Genomic DNA, 26,354 nt, shown 5'->3' with positions numbered 1-26,354 from the left:
GAACCTTAACGCCGCAGAGAAAGCGCCAAGGGTCGCGACAGCCCCCTTCTCCCCGTCACTAAACGGGGAGAAAGTGCCGGCAGGCGGATGAGGGGCGGCGCCATGCTCTCCAGAAAATTCCTGCGCCGAGCGGCCATAGCGGGCATTTCCTTGGCCGGTCTCGCTGCAATCACCGCCGTCGCCCTCTGGCAGCTCGACCGCGCATTTCCGCCGCCGCTGCCGGCTGCTTTGACGGTCTCGACCGAGGTGCAGGACCGAGACGGCCAACTGCTGCGCGCCTTCGCCACGCCGGACGGCTACTGGCGGCTCGCTACCAGCCTGGACCAGATCGACAAGCAGTTCGTCGACATGCTCGTCACCTATGAGGACAAGCGTTTCTGGGGGCACCAAGGCATCGACGTGCTGGCACTGGCGCGTGCCGCCGGCCAGTTCGCGACCAGCGGCCATATCGTCTCCGGCGGTTCGACGCTCTCGATGCAGCTCGCCCGCCTGATCGAACCACGCGACAGCCGCAGCCTCGGCTCGAAGATCAAGCAGATGCTGCGCGCCCTGCAAATCGAACGGCGGCTTTCCAAGCGCGAGATCCTCGAACGCTATCTGACGCTGGCGCCCTATGGCGGCAATCTCGAAGGTGTGCGCGCCGCTTCGCTCGCCTATTTCGGCAAGGAGCCGAAGCGGCTGACGGTTTCGGAGGCCGCCCTGCTCGTCGCCTTGCCGCAATTGCCGGAAAAGCGACGCCCTGATCGCAATCTCGAGATTGCCCACGCTGCCCGCGACAGGGTGCTGACCCGCATGGTCTCGGCAGGCCTGCTCGGCGAACGTGAGGCCGCGCGTGCCGCGCTCGACGATGTGTCGGGGCTGCGGCGCACCTTGCCGGCGCTCGCTGCCCATGCGGCCTATGCAATGCTGCCCAAGGCCATCACCGGCCAGAAGCTGCAACTGACGATCCGCAAGAGTGTCCAGGAAGGGTTGGAGCAGGTGGCGAAACATGCAGCCGCCAGGCTCGGCCCTCACCTCTCGGTGGCCATGGTGCTGGCCGATGCCCGCACCGGCGATATCCTTGGCGAGGTCGGCTCTGCCGATTTCTTCGATGCCACCCGTTCGGGCTGGATCGACATGACCAAAGTCGTCCGCTCGCCTGGCTCGACGCTGAAGCCGTTCATCTACGGCCTCGCCTTCGAACAAGGCCTGGTGGCGCAGGAGATGCTGATCGAGGACAGCCCAGCCGATTTCTCCGGCTACCGGCCGAAGAACTTCGACCTGGGCTATCAGGGCGATGTCAGCATCAGGCAGGCGCTGCAATTGTCGCTCAACGTTCCGGCGATCCGCGTGCTCGACGCGGTCGGCCCGGCCCGGCTGATGGCGCGCTTTCGCCAGGCCGATGTGACCCCTGTACTGCCCGTCAACGAGGCGCCTGGCCTGGCAATCGGCCTCGGTGGCGTCGGGATGACACTGCGCGACCTGGTTCAGCTCTATGCCGGCCTTGCCAATGGCGGCAAGGCACACACGCTGAGTGACGGTACGGAGCCGGCGAATGCCGAACGCTCGACCACCACCATCCTCGACGGGCAGGCGACCTGGCAGATCACCGACATCCTGTCAGGCGTCAAGCCGCCTCAGGGTGCCGCCCAACGCGGCATCGCTTACAAGACCGGCACCTCCTACGGCTATCGCGACGCCTGGTCGGTCGGCTTTGACGGCCGCTATGTGCTCGGCGTATGGGTCGGCCGCCCCGACGCCGGCGCGGTGCCCGGCCTGTCCGGCTACATCTCGGCGGCGCCCATCCTGTTCGAAGGCTTTGTCCGTTCCGGCCTGGCCGCCGTACCACTGCCAAGCCAGCCGTCCGGCGTCCGGCGTCCCAAACGCGAGGAGCTGCCGGTGACGCTGACGCGCTTCGGCGCCGGCACCGATGGGCTGGTGCAGGCGACGCCGACCGAACCTGCGCCAACCATCATCTTTCCGCCCGACGGCGCCCGCGTCGATCTCGGCACTTCCTCGGCCGACGCCTCGCCGCTGGTCCTCAAGCTGCAGGGCGGCCGCGCACCATTCCGCTGGCTGGCCAACGGCAAGCCGCTGGTCGGCATCGACCGGCGGCGCACCGCGACCTGGCAGCCGGACGGCGCCGGCTATTCGACCCTGACCGTGATCGACGCGGCGGGACGCGCGGCCAGCGTGAAGGTTTTTGTCGAGTGAAAATTTCCCTTGAATAGATTCCGGCAGGTGATTCAGGGGATTGGGGTTTACGCCTTGCTTTCGGCCGCCGGTATTTCCTCGGCCTTTGCCGACACCCTCCCCGCCGGCTTTGTTCGGCTGGCCGACATCGATCCCAGTATCCGGCAGGATATCCGCTATGCCGGTCTCGAAAATTTCCTGCATCGCAAGGTAAGCGGCTACGACGCGCCGGTATGCGTCCTCACCAGGCAAGCGGCGCAAGCGCTTTCGGCAGTGCAGAAAGCGATTGCTGCCGAAGGGCTGACGCTGGTCGTGTTCGACTGCTACCGCCCTGCGCGGGCTGTCTCCGACATGAGTGAATGGACAAAAACGGGCGGGCCACCGGACCCGCAATGGTATCCAAAGGTCAAGCGCAAGGATCTCATCGCCAAGGGCTATATCGGCGAACTGTCCACCCATTCGCGCGGATCGACGGTCGATGTCGCGATCGCCCGGGTCGACCATAAAAAACGGGCCGGCCGCACGAGCGCTCCGAAACCGGCCTGCGGCGCGACCGATGCCGACACGCTCGATTTCGGCACCGGTTTCGACTGTTTCGATCCGGCGAGCGAAACGGCTCACCGAGCGATAGACAATGAAGCCGCGGCTAACCGCAAAAGACTTGTCGAGGCGATGCGCGCCGGCGGCTTCAAGAATTACCCACGCGAATGGTGGCACTTCACGCTGGAAAACGAGCCGTTTCCAAGAGAGCGCTTCAACTTTCCCGTTGCCGGCGAATAAGCTGCCGAAACCTCGTTCGGACGAGACGCAGCCATTGCCGAAGAGCTGGCCGTCTCTAGTTAATCGCGTCGGGAGCGCGATCATGGTCCATGCGGGAAAATAGTTCCTCGCATCGCCGAAACCAGGCGAAAAATTGCTTCAATGAGCCAAAAAAGGCAACATTGATTGCATCTAAATTCTATCAATTCGGTAGATTTGGCGCGAGTTCAACGGAGGCGGAAAATGACCAAACCTCATTTCAGGAAACTGCTCGGCGCACTGGTCGCCACATCCGTCCAGTTCGGCACGCTCGGTTTCGCGTTTGCCGACACCACCATTCTCAACGTGTCCTATGATCCGACGCGTGAGCTCTACAAGCAATTCGATGAGGCCTTCATTGCCCACTGGAAGGCAGAGACAGGCGAGACGGTCACCGTCCAGCAGTCACATGGCGGATCCGGCGCGCAGGCTCGCGCCGTGATCGACGGCCTCGACGCCGACGTGGTGACGCTGGCGCTCGAAGGCGATATCAACGCCATCGTTTCGAAAGCGAAGAAGATCAATCCAGACTGGCGGACGAAATTCGAAAACAATTCGGCGCCCTACACCTCGACCATCATCTTTCTCGTCCGCAAGGGAAACCCCAAGGGCATCCATGACTGGGGCGATCTGGTCAAAGAGGACGTCCAGGTGATCACGCCGAATCCCAAGACCTCCGGTGGCGCGCGCTGGAACTACCTCGCCGCCTGGGCCTATGCCAGCTCCAAGGATGGCGGCGACGAGGCCAAGACCAAGGAATTCGTCGGCAATCTCTATGCGCATGTTCCGGTTCTCGACACCGGTGCGCGCGGCGCCACCGTGACCTTCGCGCAAAAAGGGCTGGGCGACGTGCTGCTCGCCTGGGAAAACGAGGCCTATCTGGCGCTCGACGAGTTCGGCGCCGACAATTTCGATATCGTCTACCCGCCGACCTCGATCCTGGCCGAGCCGCCGGTCGCCGTGGTCGACGCCAATGTCGACGCCAAAGGCACACGCAAAGTTGCCGAAGCCTATCTGAGCTATCTCTATTCCAAGGAAGGCCAGACGATCATCGCCAAGAACCATTATCGCCCTTCGAAGCCCGACCTGGTGCCGGCGGAGGACCTTGCCAAGCTGCCTGAGATCAAGCTGATCACCATCGACGACCCGCTTTTTGGCGGCTGGAAGAAGGCACAGCCTTATCATTTCGGCGATGGTGGTATATTCGACCAGATCTACAAGCCGGCCCAGTAGCATTTAGATCAGGACGACATGACCACAGCACCCGCCAAGGCGGGGTGGCGATTCAGGCAGCCGAGCGTCATTCCGGGTTTCGGATTGACGCTCGGCTTCTCGCTTGCCTACCTCACCCTCATCATCCTCATTCCCCTGTCCGGGCTGATCTGGCGCTCGGCGGCGCTCGGCTGGACCGACTTCTGGGCGATCGTCACCGACCGCCGCACCATCAACGCGCTTGAGATCAGCTTCGGCACCGCCTTCATTGCCGCCGCTGTTAACGTCGTCTTCGGCACGATCGTCGCGTGGGTACTGGTGCGCTACAGCTTTCCCGGCCGCCGCATCGTCGATGCCATGGTCGACCTGCCCTTCGCGCTGCCGACAGCGGTCGCCGGCATTGCGCTGACCACGCTCTACGCACCGAACGGCTGGATCGGAAGCCTTCTGACGCCGCTCGGCATCAAGGTCGCCTACACGCCGCTTGGCATCGTAATTGCGCTGATCTTCATCGGCCTGCCCTTCGTCGTCCGCACCGTCCAGCCGATCATGGAGGAGATCGACAAGGAGGTAGAGGAAGTGGCCGCCACGCTCGGCGCCAATCGCTTCCAGATCATCAGCCGCGTTCTGCTTCCCGGACTGGCGCCGGCCATCGTCACCGGTTTCGCGCTGGCCTTCGCGCGCGGCGTCGGCGAGTACGGTTCCGTCATCTTCATCGCCGGCAATCTGCCCTATAAATCCGAAATCGCACCGCTTCTGATCGTCATCCGGCTGGAGGAATATAATTATGCGGCGGCGACCGCGATCGCGGCGATCATGCTGGCGCTGTCCTTCGTCATGCTGCTGGTCATCAACCTGGTGCAGACCTGGAGCCGCAAGCGCTATGGCTGACCCGGAAATCAAATCCTACGCGCCGCACCATGAAAGCCAGTCGCCGGCGGTGACCGAAAGCCGCACGGCGAGGACCGTGCTGATGGCCGTAACGTTTGCGTTCCTTGCCATCTTCCTGCTCTTGCCGCTGATCATCGTCTTCAAGGAAGCTTTCGCCAAGGGCATCGAGGCCTACACACAAGCGCTAGGCGAACCGGACACGCGTTCGGCGATCCGCCTGACCCTTCTGGTCGCGGCGATCTCGGTGCCGCTCAACATCGTCTTCGGCATTTCCGCCGCCTGGGCGATCGCCAAGTTCGAGTTCAAGGGCAAGGCGTTCCTGACCACGCTGATCGACCTGCCCTTTTCCGTCTCGCCGGTCATTTCGGGGCTTGTCTACGTGCTCTTGTTCGGCGCGCAAGGCCTGCTCGGCGCCTGGCTCAAGGCGCATGGCATCGTCATCCTGTTTGCGGTGCCGGGCATCGTGCTGGCCACGATCTTCGTCACCTTCCCCTTCGTCGCCCGCGAGTTGATCCCGCTGATGCAGGAGCAGGGCAATGGCGACGAGGAGGCGGCCCTGTCGCTTGGGGCCAATGGCTGGCAGGCGTTCTGGTACGTGACGTTGCCCAACGTCAAGTGGGGATTACTGTACGGCGTGTTGCTGTGCAATGCCCGCGCCATGGGTGAGTTCGGCGCGGTCTCGGTGGTGTCCGGCCACATACGCGGATTGACCAACACCATGCCGCTGCATGTCGAAATCCTTTATAACGAGTACAATGCCGCCGCCGCCTTTGCCGTCGCTTCGCTGCTTGCCGGCCTGGCGCTCGTCACGCTGGTCTTGAAAACACTTCTCGAGATGCGCTACGGCGCCGAGATCGCCGCGACGCGCGGACACTGACAAAATGCATGTCGCCCAAAAGTGGGAACCGGTTTTGGGATAACGACATGCATCAACTACAAAAGGGATTTGCATGGAAGTTCGCGTTGCCAACGTGCGCAAGGAGTTTGAGCGGTTTCCGGCCCTCCGCGACGTTTCGCTCGACATCAGGTCGGGAGAACTGATCGCTCTGCTGGGACCCTCCGGTTCCGGCAAGACTACGCTGCTCAGGCTGATTGCCGGATTGGAGCGGCCGACCCGCGGAAAGATCTTCTTCGGCGAAGAGGATGCCTCGCAAAAGTCGATCCAGGAGCGCAATGTCGGCTTCGTCTTCCAGCACTACGCGCTATTTCGCCATATGACGGTCGCCGACAATATCGGCTTCGGACTCAAGGTCCGGCACGGGCCGTCGCGCCCGTCGGCGAAGGAAATCCGCCGCCGCGCCTCGGAACTCCTCAACCTCGTTCAGCTCTCCGGTCTGGAAAAACGCTATCCGGCACAGCTTTCGGGCGGCCAGCGCCAGCGCGTGGCGCTGGCCCGCGCCATGGCGATCGAACCGGCCGTGCTTTTGCTCGACGAGCCGTTCGGCGCGCTCGATGCCCAGGTGCGCCGCGAACTGCGCCGCTGGCTGCGCGACATTCACGACGCCACCGGCCACACCACGGTCTTCGTTACCCATGACCAGGAAGAGGCGCTGGAGCTTGCCGACCGCGTCGTGGTGATGAGCCAGGGCCGCATCGAGCAGGTCGGCACCGCCGACGAGATCTACGACACGCCGAACTCGCCCTTCGTCTACGGCTTCATCGGCGAATCGAGCTCGATCCCGGTCAAGGTCGAGGACGGCCAGGTCTGGATCGCCGACCGGCCGATCGGGCTCTCCGCGCCGCATGCACCGCAAGGCGAAGCGACGCTGTTCTTCCGCCCGCACGACGTCGATCTGGTGGAAGAATGCAACGGCTGCATCGCCGGCACGGTCGCCGCCAGCCGCCGCGTCGCCGGGACCAGGCGGGTCGAGCTCGAAATTGGCGGCGAACGTCAGCGGGTCGAGATCGAATTGCCCGTCGACCATCCTGCGGCGCAGAAAAGTCGCGTGGCTTTTCGGCCGCGGCGCTGGAAGCTTTTTCCGGCTGCTTGATCTTCTATCAGGCGCTACACCAGCCAGTTCTCGACCTTCAGGCCTTTGATCCGGTTGAACTCCCCGGTGTTGGCCGTCACCAGGGCAGTTCCCAGCGCACGGGCGTGAGCAGCAATAAAAAGGTCGTTTTGGCCGATGGTCTGGCCCCTGCCTTCCAGTTCTGCGCGAATCGCGCCGTACTCGGCATCCACCGGCACATCGAGCGGCAAGACGGGAATCTCAGCCAGCAATTCCTCGACCTTCTTGTGCAATTTGGCCGATCTTTTCTTGACGCAGCCATATCGCAGTTCCGACGCGACCACGACGCTGGTACACACGGCGGCATCTCCCACGCGCAGGACAGCGCTTGCGGCTTTCCCGGCCGGATTTCGGATCATGTCGCTGACAATGTTCGTGTCCAGCATGAACCGCATCAAAAAAATTCCTCGGATTTGACAGGCATATCCTCGACATCGGGAAAGTCTTCCTCGACACCGGGCGGTGGCTCTTTCGCCCACTGCGCGAGCAGTGCGGTGAGGCCAGGCTTGCGGACCGGCTCGATGATCAGGCGGTCGCCTTCACGGCTGATCAAGACCTTTTCGCCGGGAAGTTCGAACTCGACAGGAATGCGCACCGCCTGGCTGCGATTGTTACGAAACAGCTTTGCCTCTTTCGGCGGGGTTGTTGAATGGCGGTGTTGAGGCATGACAACAGCTCCTTGTATATACTATTTGTATATGCCACACAGCGGGGCGATGCAATCGCATTGCGCCGCGTTGGCCGGCCGGGAACCATCGTACACGCCGACGGCATCGGCACCCTGCCAAGCTGTCCTGAGACTCTGCTTGAAAGAAAAAACTAGAAATCGCCCACAGCGGGACTACTTTTTCTCGCGATAACGTCGAGGGGCCGCTCTGCGTGCCTCGTCGCGCACGAGGCCTTGCCGCTATGGTCCGGCAATAAGCGTACCGCATTGGAGCCCTGTTTTCATGAAGCGATTTTTGCTTGGCGTCGCCACATTGGCCGGCCTGGTCCTCGCATCCTCCCAAGCCTGGTCGGCCGACAGATTGCTGAACGCCTCTTACGATGTCGGTCGCGAACTGTTTGCGCAGGTCAACAAGGCGTTCGTTGCCGGCCACCCCGGCGTCACCATCGATCAGTCGCATGCCGGAACCTCGGCGCAGGCGCGCGCCATCGCCGAAGGCCTCGGCGCCGACGTGGTCACGTTCAACCAGGTCATCGACATCGACTTCCTGGTCAAGAAGGGCCTCATCTCCGCCGACTGGCAGAAGGACTTTCCGGATAACGCCTCGCCCTTCTATTCGCTGCCCTCCTTCCTGGTGCGCGCCGGCAATCCGAAGCACATCAAGGATTGGAACGATCTCGTCCGCGACGACGTCCAGGTGATCTTCCCCAATCCGAAAACCTCCGGCAATGCGCGCTATACCTATCTCGCGGCCACCGCCTACGCCAAGGAAGCCTTCAAGGGCGACGATGCCAAGGTGAAGGAGTTTGTGACAAAGCTGTTCAACAACGTGCCGATCTTCGACACCGGCGGACGCGCCGCGACCACCACCTTCGTGCAGCGCGAAATCGGCGACGTGCTGATCACCTTCGAGTCGGAAACGCGCGGCGTCCGCAAGGAGTACGGCGAGGACAAATTCGAGCAGGTGACGCCTTCGGTCAGCCTGTTGGCGGAATTTCCGGTGGCGATCGTCGATACGGTCGCAGACGAGCATGGCACGCGCGATCTTGCCAAGACTTATCTCGACTTCCTCTATACGCCGGAGGGCCAGGATATCGCCGCCCGCAACGGCCTGCGGGCCCGCGACCCGGCGGTCGCCGCCAAATACAAGGCTGAGTTTCCCGACGTCCGGCTGCTGACGGTGGAGGAGGTCTTCGGCGGCTGGGCCAAGGTCCAGGCCGAGCATTTTGCAGCGGGCGGCCTGCTCGACCAGACCTACGGCAGCCGCTGAGGTCGCCAACTCGTTGAAAGCTGGCCCTTGCCGGCTTTTCCTCCATTTTGCCCGCCGAAATTGCAGCTTCCGCACCTTCCAGACCGCCCGCCCGCCAAAACGTTACGAAGAATCAACGCGTTTGCGCGCAATATGTCGTCGGGCGGCCTGTCTGCGCGAACAGCATCGCACGGCCAAACCGTCATTATTTGCACACAAACAGCCGCCAGATGCGGGTGGTTGGGGCTTTATGGGTTGGTTCGGGCATGCTTACCAAAAAAGGCAAATACGGCCTCAAGGCCCTCGTGCATCTGTCGGGCCTGCCGGTCGGCCAGCTCGCATTCGTCAATGACATCGCGGTCGCCAACAACATCCCGAAGAAATTCCTCGATGCCATCCTGGGCGAGTTGCGCAACGCCGGCTTCGTCCAGAGCCGCAAGGGCAAGGAAGGCGGTTACCGTCTCGCCCGGCCGGCTTCCGAGATCAAGATCGGCCATGTCGTGCGCGTCCTCGACGGGCCGCTGGCGCCGATCCCCTGCGCCAGCCGCACGCAATACCAGCGTTGCGAGGATTGCGACGAGGCGACCTGCCAGGTCCGGCATATGATGCTGGAGGTGCGTCAGGCGATCGCCGAGGTGCTCGACAACCGCAGCCTCGCCGCCATGCGCGACGCCGACAATGACGATTTCCCGGTCGAGCTGACGTCGCAGATCTAGCGCGCGAGCAGGCTCAAGGCGGTCGCGACGGTGTCGGCGACCGAACGCGTGCCATCCAAGGTCATTGCCGCCTCGTCCGCCGCTGGCGGCTCGAGCGTGGCGAACTGGCTGTCGACCAGGCTTGCCGGCATGAAATGACCCTTGCGACTGCCTACGCGCTGTTTCGCCGTTGCCGGGTCGATCTCAAGGTAAACGAAAATGATATCCGCGCAAAAGCCGCGCAGGCGATCACGATAACTGCGCTTCAGCGCCGAGCAGGCGGCGACCACACCTCGCCCGCTTGCGACCGACGCGGCTATGCGCTGGCCGATCGCGTCGAGCCAGCCTTCACGTAGCGCGTCGGTGAGCGGCTGCCCGCTCGCCATGCGCGCGACGTTTTCGGGTGGATGCAGCCTGTCGCCTTCGATAAAGAGCGCGCCCAATGCCGCTGCAAGCGCTTCACCGACGACCGACTTGCCGCAGCCGGCAACGCCCATCACCACGATGGCGGGCGTCGCTCGAACAGTGCTCGCCGGTCTATATGCCACGTCTTTCCCGGTCATGCAGGTCAGCGGCTTGCCGGTGCACGGCCATAGAGCAGCAGCATGGCGACGATGACGACGCCATAGATGATCTGCCGTCCCGCCTCCGGCATCTGCATGACGGAAAGAATGGATTGCAAAAGCGTGATCAGGATCACGCCAGCGACGGTGCCGAGATAGGAACCGCGCCCACCGAGGATCGAGGTGCCGCCGAGCACCACCGCTGCTATCGACGGCAGAAGATAGGCGTCGCCCATCGACTGTGCCGCCTTGGAGGCATAGCCGGCCAAAAGCACGCCGCCGAAGGCGGAGAGCCCGCCCGAAACCGCAAAGGCGATCATCACCACGCGCCTTGTGTCGATGCCGGAAAGATAGGCGGCACGCTCGCGGTTGCCGATGCCATAGACGGTGCGGCCGAAGCCGGTGCGGGTCAGCACGAACACCATTGCGGCGCCGATCAGTGCCCAGATGAGAACGGCGTTAGGCACGCCAGGAACGGCAAAGCCGGTCGCCAGATAGCGCATCGCACCGGTCGCCGAATCCTGCGGCGAGAAACCGCCCGTGTAGACCACCATCAGCCCCTGCGCGACGGCGTTGGTGGCAAGCGTGATGATCATCGAGGGAATGCGCAGATAGGCGACGCCGATGCCGTTGACGACGCCGATCAGAACACCGCAGAAGATGCCGAACGGAATGGCAAGCGCCACACCGACCGGCCCATAAGCGGCCGCGGCGCAGGCCATCATCGCGCCGGCCGCCACCGACCAGGGTACCGACAGGTCGATCTGGCCGAGCAGGATGACCAGCATCATGCCGGTGGCGATGACGCCGAGAAACGACGCCACCTTGAGCTGCTGCAAAAGGTATTCAGGCGACAGGAAGCTGCGCGAATAGAGGCTGCCGAGGAACAGCAGCAGCACGATACAGGCGAACGCCGTCAGCACCGCAGGGTCGGCGCGGCGGAGGAATTTCGGCATGCGGCCGGCGAGACCACTCACAGTCGTTTCGCTCACAGGAACCACTCCAGCCGGTTGCGGACGCGAAACAGGGCGAAGGCGCCGAGGCTGACCGCGATCAGCAGGATGACGCCCTGGAATAGAGGCTGCCAGAGCGGATCGAAATCGAAGACGAACAGCAGGTCGCCGATGGTGCGGAAGGCAAGCGCGCCGAAGATCGCGCCGATTGCGCTGCCTTTGCCACCGAACAGCGACACGCCGCCGAGCACGACCGCGGCGATCGAAAACAGCGTATAGGCATTGCCGCTGGCATAGGCCGCATCGCCGGTATAGGTGAAGAACGTCAGGAACAGCCCGCCGATCGCGGCAAGCAGCCCGGCAAGCGTATAGGCGGCGAACTTTCCACGCCGGATCGGCACGCCGGACATGTAGGCCGCCATCTCCGAGGAGCCGGCTGCATAAGCGGCGCGGCCGAGAACCGACCGGCTGAACGGCACCCAGACAACGAGCACGACCGCCAGCAGCGTCACCAGGCTCGCCGGCACAATACCAAACAGGCGCCCGGTCAGCGCATCGGCGAGCCCTTCATTGACCGAGCCGCCCGGAAACGGCCGAAGCAGCAGGGCGATGCCGAAATAGACCGCACCGGTGGCGATGGTGGCGACGATCGGCTGCAGGCGTCCATAGATGACGATGGCGCCGTTGATTGCCCCGCACAGCAGCCCGGTGCCGAGCACGGCGATGACGCCGAAGGCGGTCTCGAGGCCGGTGCCGACGACCAGCCACGAGGCCAGGCAATTGGTCAGGGTGAAGATCATGCCGACGGAGAGGTCGATGCCGGCGGTGATCACCACCAGCGTCTGCGCCATCGCGACGAAGGCGAGCAGCACGCCCTTGTTCGACGCCGTCTGCACGACATTGGCGGTGAAGCCCGCCGGATGGTTCGAGGTGTAAATGATGAACATGACAACGAAGATGCCGAACGCCAGCAGCGTTCCGCGCTGTTCGGCGAGCCAATAGCGCCAATCCTTCACGCGTCTGCTCCTTGCCTTGGCATCTCTTCGTGAATGTTGAGCGCGCTGGCAATCAGCGCCCTCTCGGTGATTTCGGCGCCGACCAGTTCGCGCTTGACCGCGCCGTCATAGAGCACCAGCACTCGGTCGCAGCAGCCGATCAGCTCGTCATAGTCGGTCGAATAGAACAGGATCGCCGCACCCTGGTCGGCAAGCTTGCGCATCAACTGGTACAGCTCCTGCTTGGTGCCGACATCGATGCCGCGCGTCGGGTCGTTGAGCAGGATGATGCGCGGCTGCCGCATCAGCCATTTGGCGATGACGACCTTCTGCTGGTTGCCGCCGGATAGCGCGCCGACCGGAATATCGAGGCCGGCCGTCTTGATCGCCAGAAGACCGACCATGTCGTCGATCAGCCGCTGCTCGGCGGCGCGATCGATGATGCCGGCCCTGGACAGCCGGTCGAGGGCGGCGAAGGAGAGATTTTCGCGCACCGTCATCGGCAGCATCAACCCTTCCGTCTTGCGATCCTCCGGGATCAGCGCCATGCCGATCCGGTCGTCACGCGCCGCGGCCGGACTGGCGATCGCCACCGGCCTGCCGTCGATCAGGATCTGGCCCGACAGGCCACGCAGCACACCGAAGAAGGCGAGCAGCAATTCGCGCTGGCCCTGGCCGTCGAGGCCGCCGAGCCCGACCACCTCGCCCGCCCCGACCGATAGCGAGACATCGTGCAGCCGATCCGTCCAGGACAGGCTGCGCGCCTCCAGAACCGGCGTGGCTGCGGCAGCCGCCCGCGCGGGTTTGGGCGGAAAGATGTGGCTGTATTCGCGCCCGATCATCAGTTCGACGACCTCGTTGTCGCTCTTGGTGCCGGCCGCGTAGCTGGCGACATTTCGGCCATTGCGGAACACCGTGCACTGGTCGGCCAGCTCGGCGATCTCGTTCATGCGGTGCGAGATGTAGAGCAGCGCCAGCCCTTCCGAACGCAGCCGCTTCAACACGGCGAAAACCCTGGCGACGTCGGCCGCGGTCAGCGCCGAGGTCGCCTCGTCGAGGATCAGGATGCGCGGCTTGCGCGCCAGTGCCTTGGCGATCTCGACCATCTGCCTTCTTGAAAGAGGAAGATCCTTGACCAGCGCCAGCGGATGGATATCGGACGCGCCGGCGCGAGCCAGCGCTTCTTCGGCGATGCGGCGCTGCGCCTTGCGGTCGATCATGCCGAAACGCTTCGGCGGATCGGAAATGACGATGTTGTCGGCGACGCTGAGTTCGGGGACGAGTGACAGTTCCTGGAAGATGCAGACGATGCCGGCCTGGTTGGCGGCGGCCGGCGAAGCGAAGCTCACTTCGTTTCCGTCCAGCATCATGCGGCCCTCGTCGGGCGCGACGACCCCGGCCATGACCTTGATCAGCGTCGATTTGCCGGCGCCGTTCTCGCCGAGGATGGCGTGGATGCTGCCTGGAGTGACCGACAGTTCGGCCTTCTCCAGCGCGCGCACGCCGCCATAGCGCTTGGATATGCCCTCCATGCGGAAGAGCGGAACCGCACCGTCCATCGGCCCTCCCCAGGCGCTTGGCAATCAGGATGTCGAGCGCCGACGCCGCGGGATCTCCCGCTGCGTCGGGCTGTCGGAGTTACTGGTTTTCCTTGCTCTGGCCCATGATTTCCTGCGCCGTGAAATTGATGCCGCAGGTCGGGAAGGAATTGCCGACGAAGAAATTGTCGGACTGGTCGGGGAAGTAGTCCTGGCCTTCCTTGAAGTTCGGATCCTCGACGATCGCCAGCGGCAGCTTGATCGATTGCGGCACGACCTGCCCTTCAAGTGCTGCAATCGCCGTCTTGATGGCAACCGCCACCTGAGCCGGGCCGGTGCCGGCCGACGAGCATTTCAGGCCTTCTGCGGCGAACTTGGCGCAGAATTTGCGGAAGCCGTTCTCCGTCTCGCCGCCGAACGGCACGAACGGATGCTTGGCATCGATCATCGCCTGCACGATGCCGGTATCGCCGCCCTGTCCGGTAATGCCGTCGAAGGGGCCGTTGGTGGCAATGGCATCGGCGGTAGCCTTTTGCGCAACGCCGTCATCCCACTTGCCGACGACCTCGGTGACATCCCATTTCTTGCCGGAGGCGTCGAGAACCTCGTGGATGCCGTTATGGCGGTCGGTATCGACGGATGTGCCGGCTACGCCGCGCACTTCCAGCACCTTGCCGCCGTTCGGCACGTGCTTGACCAGCCAGTTGCCCCACAATTCGCCAAGGCCTTTCTGGTCGACATTGACGTTGATGGCATCCTTGGTGTCGAGGATGTTGTCGAAAGCGACCAGCACCACGCCGGCTTCCTTGGCCCGCTTGATGACAGGGCCGAATGCGGTCGGGTTCTGGGCGTTGACGACGATCGCATCATAGCCGGAATCGATGAAATTATTGATTGCCGAAATCTGGGCCGGCACGTCTTCGCCGGTCGAGACTACCTTGAATTCCTTGAGCTTGGCCGCGACCTCCGGCTGCGCTGCATAGGCTTTTGCCGTCTGCACCATCTGGATGCGCCACGTGTTGGCGATATAGCCGTTGGCCAGAGCGATGCGGTACGGGCCGTCTTTCTTGGGGAACTTGAAGAACTGCGTATCGGCCGACCAGGGCGCGAAGCAGTCAGGCTCGGCCGATGGCCCCTTGACGATTTCAGGCTCGGCGATCGCCGACGAGCTCAGCATGACAAAAGCAGTGGCGGCAACGATACCGCCAACGAGTGACTTGATCATCGATATTCCTCCCATTTGCAGTTTTGTTTGTTCTTACGCCGATGAAATTGGCTTTTCGAGCCCGGCACCTCCCGCCGTACCCGCTGTGCGTTCAGGTGGCCGAATGCCGACCCGATCCCCTCCTTTGTTGCCCGGCTAGTCCCGCAAAAACTATCATATTATACATAATAAACAAGCATGAGCTGTCGCTTATGTATAATAAACAGCTTCCGCTCTTCTGAGCGATGTGCCAACCGGCGATAACTGGTAGCGCTACCATGACGTAGTGTAAAGCGTCTTGCGTTGAAGCTCGCTTCAGCGCGCCGTGCTTTCACGTCGCTTGAGTTCGAAGCCGAGATCGACAACGCGCGACTCCGGCCTGTTGCCCTCGATCGCCGCAAGCGCCATGGCGACAGCCCGCCGGCCGATCTCGTAACGATAGGTTCGAACGCTGGTGACCGACGGAAACGCCACTTCCATCATGTCGAGATCGTTGAAGCCGACGATGCCGATCGTCTTCGGCACGGCGATCGAAGCGCGATGGCATTCGAACAGCACCCCGAGGGCTATGTCGTCATTGTTGCAGAACACGCCGTCCAGGCTCGGCACCTTGGCCAGCGCGTCGCGGAACAATTCGCGGCCGAGGGTGACGCTGGAGGGCACCGGCGTGGTGGTGGTAAGCCGCGCATCGAACAGGCCGGCCGCCTCCATCGCCGCGCGATAGCCGGCCAAGCGCCGCTGCGAACGCGGATCCATGCGCGCCCCGATGAAGCCGATCCGCCGATAGCCTGCCTCGATCAGATGTTCGGCTGCCGCTTTGCCGCCCTCGAAATGTGAGAAACCGACCATCATGTCTACCGGATCGGGCCCGGTCTCCATCACCTGCACCACCGGACAGCCTGCCGTTTCCAGCAGTTTTCGCGACGCCGGCGTCTGGTCGATGCCGGCCACGATCAGCGCCGCCGGGCGTTGCGGGCCAAACACCTGCAGCAGCCGCTCTTCCTCGAGGCCGGAATAGTGGGTGTTGCCGAGCTGGATCCGGAAAGGGCCGTCCGACAGGCTGTCGTAGATGCCGCGCACCACTTCGGCAAAGACGTTGTTGGTAAGCGACGGCACCAGAACGCCAAAGACCTCGGCGCGCGCCGAAGCCAGCGCCCGCGCATTCGGGTCGGGCACATAGCCGAGCTCATTCACGGCGGACTCGATCTGGCGGCGCAGATCTTCCGAGACACGCCCCGGCTCACGCAAGGCGCGCGATACGGTAATGGCGCCGACCCCGGCCTTGCGCGCGACGTCGGCGATTGTCGGGCGGCCGCCGCCGCGGCGCGAGCGCGGCTTGATCACCGCATTGGTCCCGAGGCCGGGCAACCGCCCAGATGCGACCGTGAGACGATGTTCAGCGTCTTTGCCACTGCTGCCTGCCAACCTGGCCCGTTGCCACACCTGTCTGGCGTCGCGCAGCCTTCGGCTATTGTCAAGCGACGGACGGAGAGGCTGTACCCGTACCGCCGTGCTTCAGGCCGTCACAGCAGCGCTGCGCCGGGCCTTCCACAGCAGCAGCACCATCGCCAAAATGTTCAGCAGGTTCCAGGCGATGCCGTTGAGGAACGCGGCGGCATAGGAACCGGTCAAATCATAAATCCAGCCCGACAGCCAGCCGCCGATCGCCATGCCGAAAATGGTCGCCATCATGACGATGCCGACGCGCTGGCCAGCCTCTTTGGCTGGCATATATTCGCGCACGATGATCGCATAACAGGGCACGATGCCGCCCTGCGACAGGCCGAAGACCAGCGAGACGACATAGAGCGAGGCAAGCCCGTCGAACGGGATATAGAACAACAGCGACAGGCATTGCAGCACCGAGCCGATCAGCAGGGTTTTCACGCCACCGATGCGATCGGCAAGGAAGCCCGAGCCTAGCCGGCTGACGACGCCCGCCGCCAGCATGATCGACAGCATATCGGCGCCATGTGCCACCCCGTAGCCGAGATCCATGCAATAGGCGACGATATGGACTTGCGGCATCGACATCGCCACGCAGCAGCCGAGCCCGGCGACGATGAGCAGTGCCTGCAAGGCCGCCGGCGACAGTGAGATCGGCTGCACCACGCGGCTCCCCGGCGATCCCGGAGCCGCCTGGGGCGGTGCGCCGCGCCGGAGCAGCAGGATCAGCGGCACCATGGTAACCAGGCAGACGGCGCCGATCGCGGCATAGGTGAAGCGCCAGCCTTGCGCCTGCATGACATAGGGCATCGCCGTCGGCCAGATCGCTCCGGCGAGATAGTTGCCGGACGCGGCAGCCGTCACCGCAACGCCGCGGCGCCGGTTGAACCAGTGCGAGATGTCGGCAATCAGCGGCCCGAAGATTGCCGACGAGCCGACGCCGATCAACAGACCCTGGACGAGGGTGAACTGCAGGATCGAACTGGTCAGCGACGCCAACAGGAAACCGGCGCCAAGTGTAATCGCGGCAATCAGCGCCGGCACCCAATACCCCATGCGGTCGATGGCGCGGCCGACCAGCACATTGCCGGCGGCAAAGCCTACCATCGTCGCCGTGTAGGGCATCGAGGCAGCGGCGCGATCGACGCCGAATTCTGCCTGCACGGCGGGCAGCACCACGACCACAGCCCACATGCCGACCCCGCCGATCGTTGCCAGCAGCATCGAGATGCCCAGCCGTATCCAGGCATAGGCACTGTCGATGCCGGAACTTTCTGCCTGGCTTGAGACGATTGGGGTCAAGAGCGTTTCCTGTCCGCAGTTCTTGAATCGGCGGTTCAGACCACTATCGGCGCATTCGCGTCGCCGAGCAGCGCCACGATGGGCAATCCGTGGCTCCAGGGATTTCGGGCCGAAGTGGAACAGCGGCCCACCATGGGGCGTTTTCCCGGCAACGACCTAGTTGAAGGAGTTTGCCATGACCGCGCAACGGAAATGGTCCGCCGACGTCACCGAGCATAGCGACGCGCTGGACCTCGAGGAACACATCTTCGAATCGCACGATCCAAGGAAGATCGCCGCCTCGCTGAAGCGGTCGGCCGAGCGCAGCGACCGACGCAAGGCAGGGCCGTTTCAATCGGCCATGTCGATGCTGAATTTTTACATCAACCGCGCCGGCAAGAACCTGCCGGCGGCGCAGAAGAAAGTTCTGGAGGACGCTAAAGATGAACTGCGCGTCCTTTTTGGCCGCTCAAAGGAGGACTAGTAGTGAAAATCTGACGCTTGGTATCCGTTGGGAATGGCGGGAACCGACCCGAAGCGGAACTTGGCGCATCTACAGCGAACGAAGTCACACCGCAATAAAAGAGATCGCGCCTATTAATACAATTGCCGCTGCTGCAGCAAACCAATAAGACGAGCGTAGAATGCTGCGGTCGTTTTTATTTCCATGGCTTCTTACAATCATAACCAGTCCGACCGAGCAGAAGATAATTCCCACAAGGGCCGACAGAAAAAAGAGATACATACCGGTCTCCACTCCAAGGCGAGCACTTTAGCAAATGTTGGGCATCTGTCGATGGTTACCTTCGCTCGCTGACCGCATTACGCAAGGCGTTGGCATCATAGCCCTTGTCGGCGAGCAGCATGGCACCCTCCGGCAAATCCGTGATCAGGTCCGCTGCTGAGGCAATGTCACTCATCTGACCTGCCGTGTGCATCAGTTTGATCGGCATGCCTTTGGCGTCGACAAGAGCATGGATTTTGGCTGTCAGCCCGCCTCGGGAACGACCGAGACAATAATCTCGATCCCCCTTTCGCGCCCTGCTGATGGACGCGAACAATAGAGGTGTCGATCATCTGCACCTTGCCGTCATGGGCTTTGGTGATTGCGTCCATGAGGCGGTCCCACACACCTGCTTTCCGCCATCGGACGAAGCGATTGTAACAGGTGGTCACTGTCGGCGCGGGCTGTCAATCACGGTGCGGATAGCGTCGGCGGAATGTATTCGCTGTCCGGCACGGGAAGATGCCCGTCCGTTTCGATAATTACAGCCCACATCTCGAAGTTGACAAGCGCTGTGCAATTCACATCTGCCTGCCGAAGGTATGGTGCGCCATAGCTGCATGAGGCTCCGGCTACCTTGGCGATAAAGCCGGGTTCGCTTCCGATTGCACCGAACGCTACACCGTCAACAGCAAGGATAGTCTTGTAATTTTGCCAAAGCCGGGCTGACGCCTCTTTTGTACGGAAAATCAACCAGTTCCTTCCGTCCGAAAAGCTGAAAGTGATCGTTCCATCGGAGAATTTGGTCCGCGTGACTTCACCGGTGCAGCTGGAGGTCAGCTTCTCGTTTCGGACGATAAGACGCTTGCACTCACCCTTGACCGTCCAAATCTCGGGCGGGCCATCTTTCGGTTTGGCTGAGGCCCCGACTGCCCCTGTTGTAAGCGCCAATATTACTAAAACCCGGGCTGCCCCCTTGAACAAATCACACCTTTTTTGGCTGAGCTATGACGAGTTTTTTTAGGCTATTCCTGTTAAAACCACTGCCTAGAACCCCTTAAATCTTGATTTGAAACGACGTAGATACGGGTTCGCAAGTAGGCCGCTTTCCACCCATCCCAGTCATTCCGCCTTTATGAGCTTACGGCCTAATCCACCGCCTATGTCGGCCTTCCACCCAGAGCGGCTGTTATCGTTACCATCAGACTTTCACCACCAGGATCGACCACCATCGACTGGTTCTGCCAAATTCGGCTGAATTGGACCTAGTGACGGGTCCTCCTTGCCGCCAGTCTGCAGGCTCGGCTTGTATTCCCAAGCCCGCAAAGGTCTGGCGCCATGACGGTCAAGATCGGCATCAATCCCATCACCTGGAGCAATGACGACGTTCCGGCGCTTGGCGGGAACACGCCCCTGGAGACCTGCCTGTCGGAAACGGCGCAGGCCGGCTACCGCGGCACCGAGCTCGGCGGCAAATTTCCGCGCCAGGCCGAAGTGCTTGGGCCGCTCCTGTCTTCCTATGGCTTGGAACTCGTCTCCGGCTGGTATGATGGCCGCATTCTCGACCGCACGGTCGACGAGGAATTCGCGGCGATCACTCCGCATCTGAAGCTGCTGCGCGACCTCGGCGCCAGGATCGTCGTCTACGCCGACACCTCGCGTGGTCGCCATGACGGTATTTTCGCACCGATCTCCGAGCGTCCGCGCCTCGCCGACAGCGACTGGCCGTCCTATGGCGAGAAACTTACCGCCCTCGCCGACCGCATGGCCGCATTCGGGGTCGGCATGGCCTTCCACCACCACATGGGCACCATTGTCGAGACGGACGATGAAGTCGACAGGCTGATGGTGGCGACGGGCCGAGGCGTTGGCCTGTTGTTCGATACCGGCCACTGCCTGTTTTCGGGCGGCGACCCGCAATCGCTGCTGCAACGGCATCTCGACCGTATCGTGCATTTCCATTGCAAGGATGTTCGCAGGGCGGTGCTGGAACGGGCACGCCGCGAGGACATGAGCTTCATGGCCGCGGTAATGGACGGCATTTTTACCGTGCCCGGCGACGGCTCGGTCGATTTCCTGTCGTTGCTTAAACCCCTCGCCGCGCGCGGCTATGAAGGTTGGATCGTTGTCGAAGCCGAGCAGGATCCGGCCAAGGCGCATCCGCTGACCTATGCCAGCAAAGGCTATGTCTCGCTGCTCGCCACCGCCCGCGAAGCCGGCTTCGAAGTGGCGACGCGGCAGGCAGACTGACCGGACCGCATTGCGAGCCGGAGGAACATAATGGGCGCGCGCCTCGATGGGGTTAGCGACGCTAAAGCGCCCGGCGATCCGCGCCGTCTTGCTCCCTGTGCGGCGCGGATCGCAGAATCCCGGCTCTGGATTTCAAACCCCGACTTTCAAGCTTGAGGCCGGCCGGAGGCCGTGTCTTGATGCAACCGAGGAGGAGCGACATGGCTTTCGAAGCTGCGCTTGGCATGGAACGGCTTTGCACCATCCGGGAGATCGCCGAGAAGGCGGAACTTGGCACCGCCACCGTGCATCGCGCGCTGAAGAACAGCCGCGAGGTCCGCCCCGAAACCAGGCGACTGGTGCTTGATGCCGTCTGTCGGCTCAACGAGGAAAAGATCGCCCGCGCTGCCCGGTTCGTCGGGGGATAGTGCCGTGGCCGACCACATGCGCCTTTCCCTCGACATCATGTCGGTCGACCGCGCTTCGGAAGAACCGATGCATCGTCAGATCTACGGCGCCTTGCGACGCTTCATCCTTGACGGCCAGATCCCGCAGAACACGCTGCTGCCGTCGACGCGCTCGCTGGCCGAAGATCTGAAGGTCGGGCGCAACACGGTCATCGCCGCTTATGACCAGCTCCTTGCCGAAGGTTTTATCGAGGCACGTGCCGGATCGGGCACTTGGGTGGCGTCGATCCAGCAGAACCGCCCGTTAGCATCCCTGCGCGCCGGACTGGCAGCGCCGCAAAAGCTGTCGCAGCGTGGCCAGACCATCGTCAGCGGCCCGCAACCGCCGCGCAATGCCGGCGTCATCAATTTCCATCCCGGCGTGCCTGAAACGGCATCGTTTCCGTTCACCATCTGGTCAAGCCTTCTGGTGCGCAATGCACGCAGCCGCGACGAGAGCCTGCTTGGTTATCTGTCCTTTGCCGGCCACCCCGGCCTGCGTCAGGCTATTGCCTCGACCATCGGCCTGTCGCGCGGCATCAGCTGCACCGCCGACCAGGTGATCATCGTCACCGGTGCGCAGGCAGCGCTCGATCTCGTCTCGCGCGTGCTGATGGACGAAGGCGACCATGTCTGGATGGAGGAGCCCGGCTATCTCGGCGCCAAAAGCGCCTTTCTCGCCAGCGGCGCCAAATTGGCACCATTGAAGGTCGACCGGCGCGGCTGGCATCTTGCCGATCCGGAGCTGCCGCCGCCGCGGCTGATCTATGTGACGCCATCCTGCCAATGGCCGTTCGGCACCATCATGCGCATCGAGGAGCGCCTGCAACTGCTCGACATCGCCGAACGCAACCGCGCCTGGATCGTCGAGGATGACTATGACGGCGAATACCGGTTCCGCGGCCGGCCGGTGCCGGCCCTGCGCGGTCTCGACCACGCCGACCGCGTCGTCTACATCGGCAGCTTCGGCAAGACGCTGATCCCGGCGCTGCGCATCGGCTATCTGATCGTGCCGCGCGAACTGTCGGTGCCGTTCGATCGGGCAGTGAGCATCACCGGCCAGTTCGCGCCGCTGATCCTGCAGGCGACGGTCAACGACTTCATCACGCAGGGCTATTTCGCCACACACCTCAAGCGCATGCGCCGGCTCTACGCGCGTCGGCAGGCGAACTTCGTCAAGCTGTGCCAGGAGCATCTGGCCGAATGGCTGACCGTCACGGAAAACGATTCCGGCATGCAGCTGCTGGCGAGCTTCGTCAGGCCCTACAAGGACAGTGACGTGGTTGCCGCCGCCCTCAAGGAGGGGCTCGACGTCCAGGGCATCTCCATCAACTACCACTCTACTGAACCCGAGCACGGCCTGCTGCTCGGCTATGCGGCGATGGACGAACGCCAGATCCTGCGCGCCGTGCTGGCGCTGCGCGCCGCATTCCTAAGGTTGGACAGAAGCTAGGCCAAGCGCGTCATCTCGTTCACCGCGGTTGCAACGTCGCCCGAGGCGATTAGAAATGCGGCATCGGTCCTGGTCCTTCGCCGCGTTCACGCAAGGAGCCACTCACAAGGCCGAACTCCCCGAAAACCTGAAGCATGCCACCGCCGCTATGGCCCGGCGGCGCATTCATCTGAACCATGAGGATTGCCATGAGAACCGCATCCTGTGCCTGCGGGCAGCTGAGGATCTCCTGTGAGGGAGACCCGCAACTGGTTGCACAGTGCCACTGCCTCGACTGCCAGAAGCGAACCGGCAGCACGTACGGCGTCGCAGCGTTCTTTGCGCGCGACAAGGTAGAAGCCGAAGGCGACGCCAGCACCTACAGGCGATCGGCTCGGAGCGGCCATCACGTCACTTTCCATTTCTGCCCGGGCTGCGGCTCGAGCGTCTTCTGGGAGCCCGAGCGAAAGCCTGAATGGATCGCCGTCGCGGTCGGCTGCTTCGCCGATCCCGCCTTTCCGGCTCCGGCGCATGTTGGGTGGGAAGAACGGCGCCATCCCTGGGTTTCCGGTTAGCGACGCCAACCCGCCAGGGCAGCGCTTTATCCTACTGGTTGATCTCGGGTTCAACGAGCTTCGCCAGATTTCGCAGCGACTCCTGCCAGCCGAGATAGCACGCCTCGACCGGGATGGCGTCTGGAATACCTGCCTGCGTGATATTCACTTCGGTGCCGACCGACACCTTCTTCAATGTCACGGTCACCTCGATCTCGCCGGCCAGGTTGGGGTCGTCGAACCGGTCGGTGTAACGCAGCTGCTCATTGGGCACGAGCTCGACATATTCGCCGCCGAACGAATGACTGTCGCCGGTGGTAAAGTTGCGGAAGGACATTTTGAACGTACCGCCGACTTTCGCCTCGAAGTGATGAACCGTGCAGGTGAAGCCGTTCGGCGGAAGCCATTTCGCAAGTGCGTCGGCCTCGAGGAACGCGCGGTAGACTTTCTCCGGGCTTGTTGTCAGAACGCGGTGCAGCCGTACGGTGCCGGGCATATCGTTAATCCTCCGTGTTGGTGATCGATGCCCCCCTAGGACGAGCGGAGCCCGGCCTATCCGACACGGGCCCGCGGGTTTTTTGACAACCGGTTATGCCGGCCGGAATCCTCGCCCGGCCACCGGACAAGGAACTCGACCGCAGGGTAGCAAACCGCGCCGGAACTGGTCTAGTTCACACTGTCGAACTTCTGCAGATCAACCGGTGCCGCCTTGCGCAATTCGATATCGTCGAGAGAAGCATTCTCCAGCGCCACCCGCGCCGCCGCGTCGATGTTGTGGATCATGTCCTGAATGTCGCTATCGCTGTGCGCCGGGTTCATGGCAATCATCACGGTGCGGTTGAGGATGTCGAGCGAGCGCTTGCCGAGGGCGTCGGGATAATCCAGCCGCAGGCCCTGGTTCTCGGGCAATGCGTAAGGATTGAGCGCCGGATGATGCGCCCCTTCATGCATCAGCACCTGGTCCCACTGGGTGAAATTGTGACGGCCGGTCTTGCCGGCAACGACGCTCGGAATGGTCTTCGAAAAGGTCTGCGCCGCCTGCTCGCTCGGCAGCAGGTACATCACCTGTGCGGCACAATCGTCGTCAGCGCTGTTCATCGGCGATGGCGTCAGCCCAAGATTGCTAAGGTGGCGGGTACCGGCCAGCACCATTTTCTTCTCGGCCCGCATCGCCTCGATGATCCCGTCCAGCCGGTCGAGCTGGACATTGAGCATCGCCCCCATCAGTTCGGAAGCACGCGCGCCGATGCCGGCGAAGGGTTTGATGCTGTCGCTTCTGCCCTGCCAGTAGAAATGGCAAGGGTCGATGGCGCAGCGCGCCCGCTCAGCCACTTTCGGGTCGCTGGTGGCGATGCCGCCGCCCTCGCCCGAGGTCATGTTCTTGAAGTAGTTGAAGGAATAGGCGCCGGCATGGCCGATCGAGCCGAGCCTGCGGCCCTCATAGCCGCCGCCGATGCCTTGGCAGACATCCTCCAGCACCAGCAGACCGCGCTTGGCAGCAATGTCCATGATCGCATTCATGTTGCAGGCCGCGCCCCACATATGCACCGGGATGACCGCCCTGGTGCGCGGCCCGATGGCGTCCCGCAGGGCGATGGGATCGATGGTCAGGCTCTCGTCGATGTCGACGATGACGGGAATGGCCCCGACCGAAAGCACCGCGGTCGCGGTCGCCATATAGGTGTGAGCCGGCACCAGCACTTCGTCCCCCGGGCCGATGCCGAGGCCGATCAGGCCGGCGGCGAGCCCATAGGTGCCGCTGGCGGCCAGCGCGAAATGCTCGACGCCAAGATGCTGCGCATAGCGGGCCTCGAAGCGGTCGCATTCGCTGTCCTTGCCGTAACGAAACAGCGCGCCCGAGCGGATCACCCTGGCAATGGCTTCGATTTCCTCTTCGCCGGCGGTGTACATGACAGGCCTCCAAGTCATTTGGTAATGTGGGTCGCTCGATGGTGTGGACAGCTGTAGGCTTGTCGGCACAGTTTGAAAGAACCACTCCGCCGCTATTCGACCAAGCCATCTGCGCCCGGAAGACGGTTCCTATGAATGGTTTTGAACCCTGATTGGGGAAATCGGCAGCTAAGTGTCTCAGCCGGCAGGCAAATCGTATCCATCCGAATTCGCCAAAGTGGCCCTGTCGGAAAGCCGGGTTTCGGCGTTCCATTCCGGCCAGTTGGGCAAACGGTTGGTTCCATGAAATACGGGACACACTTTGGAAGACCCTCGAAACCGGTATGCCGGCGGGAAGGCGGCCATTCGTGAACGCCGCCGGCTCCAGCAAACGGATCGTGCTCCACGAGGACGATGTCGGCATGTGCCACGGCGCCAACAGCGCCTTCCTCGAATTGAGCGGGCTGGGTGTCTGCAGTTCCGGCGCGGTGATGGTCCCGTGCCCCTGGTTCCTCGAGATGGCCGAAGGCGCCGCCGCCAACCCCAGCCTTGACCTTGGCGTCCACCTGACGCTGAACAGCGAGAAGCAGCATTACAAATGGCGGCCCTTGACCGCGCCGTCGCGAGCGGCCGGCCTGACCGACGAGTTCGGCTTCTTCTGGCCGGATGTGGCGACCACGCGCCGCAAGGCGGTGCCGCAGGCGGTCGAGGCCGAGCTTCGCGCCCAGATCGACACCGCCTATCGCGCCGGCATCGACGTTACCCATCTCGACGCGCATATGGGCGCGGCATTGTCGCCGGAATTTTGCGACATCTACATCAAGCTCGGGCTGGAATATCAGCTGCCCGTGCTGCTGACCAAGACGCTGTCCGCCTATTCCCCCAACGACAATCTGGTCGGCGTTACCGAGGAGGCGTTCCAGCGCGGCGTGGCGCTGGCCCGCGCTAGCGGCTTTGCCATTTTCGACGCCGCGATTCAGACAACCTGGGGCCGGCCGCGTTCCAGGTCGATCGAGCCCGCTTACAAAGCGCTCATCGAGGGTGTGCGCGAGGGCCTGACCTTCTTTTGCCTGCATTGCAACGCGCCCGGTGAACTCGAGCTGATCGAGCCGCGTTCCGCCTATATCCGCACCGAAGAGTACGAGCTGTTCCGCGACCAGGGCTTTCGCGACTGGCTCGCCGCACAGCCGATCGACGTCATCGGCATGAAGCCGCTGCGCGAGGAGCTTCGCGCCACGCTCTCGGCCGGGCGGTCATCGACAACGGCCCGCGGCAGCAACGCGGGCGAACAGCGATTGGCGTCGGCAAAGGCCCGCAAAGCGGCCACCCGATCCGCGACGTGAGCCGATCGTCGCGGCCGGAAACGGCGCCAGAGGGATTGGAACTGCAACGATAAATGGGAGAAT

Annotated in this window: 27 protein-coding genes and 1 pseudogene; 14 read left to right on the top strand and 14 right to left on the bottom strand. The window is 62.9% G+C overall.

Annotation, left to right across the window (positions count from 1 at the left end; genetic code table 11):
• Positions 1–102 precede the first annotated feature (102 nt).
• From pbpC to NKH98_RS25895, 6 genes are all read left to right on the top strand, one after another.
• Complete coding sequence (pbpC, locus tag NKH98_RS25920; RefSeq protein ID WP_352902810.1) at positions 103–2,193, top strand: penicillin-binding protein 1C; 2,091 nt, start codon at positions 103–105, stop codon at positions 2,191–2,193.
• Between the two features lie 27 nt (positions 2,194–2,220).
• On the top strand, positions 2,221–2,952 hold the full coding sequence (locus NKH98_RS25915) for a M15 family metallopeptidase (protein WP_352902808.1): 732 nt from the start codon (positions 2,221–2,223) through the stop codon (positions 2,950–2,952).
• A gap of 222 nt (positions 2,953–3,174) precedes the next feature.
• Entirely contained in the window at positions 3,175–4,203 is a 1,029-nt protein-coding gene (locus NKH98_RS25910; RefSeq protein ID WP_254819065.1) for a sulfate ABC transporter substrate-binding protein, read from the top strand.
• Positions 4,204–4,221: 18 nt separating this feature from the next.
• Positions 4,222–5,073, top strand: a complete 852-nt coding sequence (gene cysT, locus NKH98_RS25905) for a sulfate ABC transporter permease subunit CysT (RefSeq protein ID WP_023720880.1) — start codon at positions 4,222–4,224, stop codon at positions 5,071–5,073.
• Complete coding sequence (gene cysW / locus NKH98_RS25900) at positions 5,066–5,950, top strand: sulfate ABC transporter permease subunit CysW (RefSeq protein ID WP_254819066.1); 885 nt, start codon at positions 5,066–5,068, stop codon at positions 5,948–5,950. Before cysT ends, cysW begins: the two co-directional genes overlap by 8 nt.
• A 73-nt stretch (positions 5,951–6,023) precedes the next feature.
• Complete coding sequence (locus tag NKH98_RS25895) at positions 6,024–7,064, top strand: sulfate/molybdate ABC transporter ATP-binding protein (RefSeq protein ID WP_352902805.1); 1,041 nt, start codon at positions 6,024–6,026, stop codon at positions 7,062–7,064.
• A 14-nt stretch (positions 7,065–7,078) separates the two neighbouring features.
• Here the strand turns inward: NKH98_RS25895 and NKH98_RS25890 are convergent, their stop codons facing one another.
• Positions 7,079–7,477, bottom strand: coding sequence for a type II toxin-antitoxin system VapC family toxin (locus NKH98_RS25890; RefSeq protein ID WP_352902802.1), 399 nt, complete (start codon positions 7,475–7,477; stop codon positions 7,079–7,081).
• On the bottom strand, positions 7,477–7,749 hold the full coding sequence (locus NKH98_RS25885) for an antitoxin (protein ID WP_254819069.1): 273 nt from the start codon (positions 7,747–7,749) through the stop codon (positions 7,477–7,479). The genes NKH98_RS25890 and NKH98_RS25885 overlap by 1 nt, the downstream gene beginning before the upstream one ends.
• Before the next feature lie 283 nt (positions 7,750–8,032).
• Between NKH98_RS25885 and NKH98_RS25880 the strand changes: the two genes are divergently transcribed.
• Both NKH98_RS25880 and NKH98_RS25875 read left to right on the top strand, forming a co-directional pair.
• Complete coding sequence (locus NKH98_RS25880) at positions 8,033–9,019, top strand: sulfate ABC transporter substrate-binding protein (RefSeq protein WP_352687523.1); 987 nt, start codon at positions 8,033–8,035, stop codon at positions 9,017–9,019.
• 245 nt (positions 9,020–9,264) lie between these two features.
• Positions 9,265–9,714, top strand: a complete 450-nt coding sequence (locus NKH98_RS25875) for an RrF2 family transcriptional regulator (RefSeq protein WP_006202816.1) — start codon at positions 9,265–9,267, stop codon at positions 9,712–9,714.
• Here the strand turns inward: NKH98_RS25875 and NKH98_RS25870 are convergent.
• From NKH98_RS25870 to NKH98_RS25840, 7 genes are all read right to left on the bottom strand, one after another.
• Entirely contained in the window at positions 9,711–10,190 is a 480-nt protein-coding gene (locus NKH98_RS25870; protein ID WP_352902800.1) for a gluconokinase, read from the bottom strand. The two genes, NKH98_RS25875 and NKH98_RS25870, sit on opposite strands and share 4 nt — an antisense overlap.
• 71 nt (positions 10,191–10,261) lie before the next feature.
• Complete coding sequence (locus NKH98_RS25865) at positions 10,262–11,248, bottom strand: ABC transporter permease (protein ID WP_254819072.1); 987 nt, start codon at positions 11,246–11,248, stop codon at positions 10,262–10,264.
• Positions 11,245–12,225: an ABC transporter permease gene (locus NKH98_RS25860; RefSeq protein WP_352475436.1), complete on the bottom strand. Its 981-nt coding sequence runs from the start codon at positions 12,223–12,225 to the stop codon at positions 11,245–11,247. Before NKH98_RS25860 ends, NKH98_RS25865 begins: the two co-directional genes overlap by 4 nt.
• On the bottom strand, positions 12,222–13,763 hold the full coding sequence (locus tag NKH98_RS25855; protein WP_352564357.1) for a sugar ABC transporter ATP-binding protein: 1,542 nt from the start codon (positions 13,761–13,763) through the stop codon (positions 12,222–12,224). Before NKH98_RS25855 ends, NKH98_RS25860 begins: the two co-directional genes overlap by 4 nt.
• A 79-nt stretch (positions 13,764–13,842) precedes the next feature.
• Positions 13,843–14,967, bottom strand: a complete 1,125-nt coding sequence (locus NKH98_RS25850) for a sugar ABC transporter substrate-binding protein (protein ID WP_352807309.1) — start codon at positions 14,965–14,967, stop codon at positions 13,843–13,845.
• A 294-nt stretch (positions 14,968–15,261) separates the two neighbouring features.
• Positions 15,262–16,290: an HTH-type transcriptional regulator GntR gene (gene gntR / locus NKH98_RS25845; protein WP_254819076.1), complete on the bottom strand. Its 1,029-nt coding sequence runs from the start codon at positions 16,288–16,290 to the stop codon at positions 15,262–15,264.
• 171 nt (positions 16,291–16,461) lie between these two features.
• Entirely contained in the window at positions 16,462–17,694 is a 1,233-nt protein-coding gene (locus tag NKH98_RS25840) for an MFS transporter (RefSeq protein ID WP_352902798.1), read from the bottom strand.
• Between the two features lie 175 nt (positions 17,695–17,869).
• Here NKH98_RS25840 and NKH98_RS25835 point away from each other — a divergent pair, with 175 nt between their 5' ends.
• Complete coding sequence (locus NKH98_RS25835; protein WP_352475440.1) at positions 17,870–18,157, top strand: DUF3175 domain-containing protein; 288 nt, start codon at positions 17,870–17,872, stop codon at positions 18,155–18,157.
• An 84-nt stretch (positions 18,158–18,241) separates the two neighbouring features.
• Here NKH98_RS25835 and NKH98_RS25830 read toward each other — a convergent pair whose 3' ends face one another.
• The 3 genes and pseudogenes from NKH98_RS25830 to NKH98_RS25820 form a co-directional block, all read right to left on the bottom strand.
• Positions 18,242–18,418 carry a hypothetical protein gene (locus NKH98_RS25830; RefSeq protein WP_352902797.1) on the bottom strand — a complete coding sequence of 59 codons (177 nt, stop codon included), beginning with the start codon at positions 18,416–18,418 and terminating at the stop codon, positions 18,242–18,244.
• Positions 18,419–18,476: 58 nt separating this feature from the next.
• Positions 18,477–18,846: pseudogene (locus tag NKH98_RS25825) on the bottom strand (IS5 family transposase); the annotation flags it as partial.
• A gap of 22 nt (positions 18,847–18,868) precedes the next feature.
• Positions 18,869–19,348, bottom strand: coding sequence for a hypothetical protein (locus NKH98_RS25820; RefSeq protein ID WP_352900575.1), 480 nt, complete (start codon positions 19,346–19,348; stop codon positions 18,869–18,871).
• Positions 19,349–19,735: 387 nt separating this feature from the next.
• On the opposite strand from NKH98_RS25820, the gene iolE reads away from it, so the two are divergent.
• The 4 genes from iolE (at position 19,736) to NKH98_RS25800 (ending at position 23,079) form a co-directional block, all read left to right on the top strand.
• Positions 19,736–20,647 carry a myo-inosose-2 dehydratase gene (iolE, locus tag NKH98_RS25815; RefSeq protein WP_352902794.1) on the top strand — a complete coding sequence of 304 codons (912 nt, stop codon included), beginning with the start codon at positions 19,736–19,738 and terminating at the stop codon, positions 20,645–20,647.
• Between the two features lie 200 nt (positions 20,648–20,847).
• Complete coding sequence (locus NKH98_RS25810; RefSeq protein WP_352902793.1) at positions 20,848–21,054, top strand: LacI family DNA-binding transcriptional regulator; 207 nt, start codon at positions 20,848–20,850, stop codon at positions 21,052–21,054.
• Between the two features lie 4 nt (positions 21,055–21,058).
• Positions 21,059–22,525 carry a rhizopine catabolism transcriptional regulator MocR gene (gene mocR / locus NKH98_RS25805; RefSeq protein ID WP_352902791.1) on the top strand — a complete coding sequence of 489 codons (1,467 nt, stop codon included), beginning with the start codon at positions 21,059–21,061 and terminating at the stop codon, positions 22,523–22,525.
• 188 nt (positions 22,526–22,713) lie between these two features.
• The gene (locus NKH98_RS25800; RefSeq protein ID WP_352644841.1) at positions 22,714–23,079 is read left to right on the top strand and encodes a GFA family protein; all 366 of its coding nucleotides are present in this window, start codon (positions 22,714–22,716) and stop codon (positions 23,077–23,079) included.
• A 31-nt stretch (positions 23,080–23,110) separates the two neighbouring features.
• On the opposite strand, the gene NKH98_RS25795 is transcribed toward NKH98_RS25800, so the two are convergent.
• Positions 23,111–23,554: an SRPBCC family protein gene (locus tag NKH98_RS25795; protein ID WP_023675820.1), complete on the bottom strand. Its 444-nt coding sequence runs from the start codon at positions 23,552–23,554 to the stop codon at positions 23,111–23,113.
• 170 nt (positions 23,555–23,724) lie between these two features.
• Positions 23,725–24,969, bottom strand: a complete 1,245-nt coding sequence (locus tag NKH98_RS25790; RefSeq protein WP_352902788.1) for a DegT/DnrJ/EryC1/StrS family aminotransferase — start codon at positions 24,967–24,969, stop codon at positions 23,725–23,727.
• A 347-nt stretch (positions 24,970–25,316) separates the two neighbouring features.
• Here NKH98_RS25790 and NKH98_RS25785 point away from each other — a divergent pair, with 347 nt between their 5' ends.
• Positions 25,317–26,291 (top strand): polysaccharide deacetylase family protein, encoded by a 975-nt coding sequence (locus tag NKH98_RS25785; RefSeq protein WP_352902786.1) that lies wholly within the window; start codon positions 25,317–25,319, stop codon positions 26,289–26,291.
• Positions 26,292–26,354 lie beyond the last annotated feature (63 nt).

It is taken from the genome of Mesorhizobium sp. M0833 (assembly GCF_040319905.1).
GTDB lineage: Bacteria > Pseudomonadota > Alphaproteobacteria > Rhizobiales > Rhizobiaceae > Mesorhizobium.
This window is presented reverse-complemented; position numbering and strand designations above follow the sequence as displayed.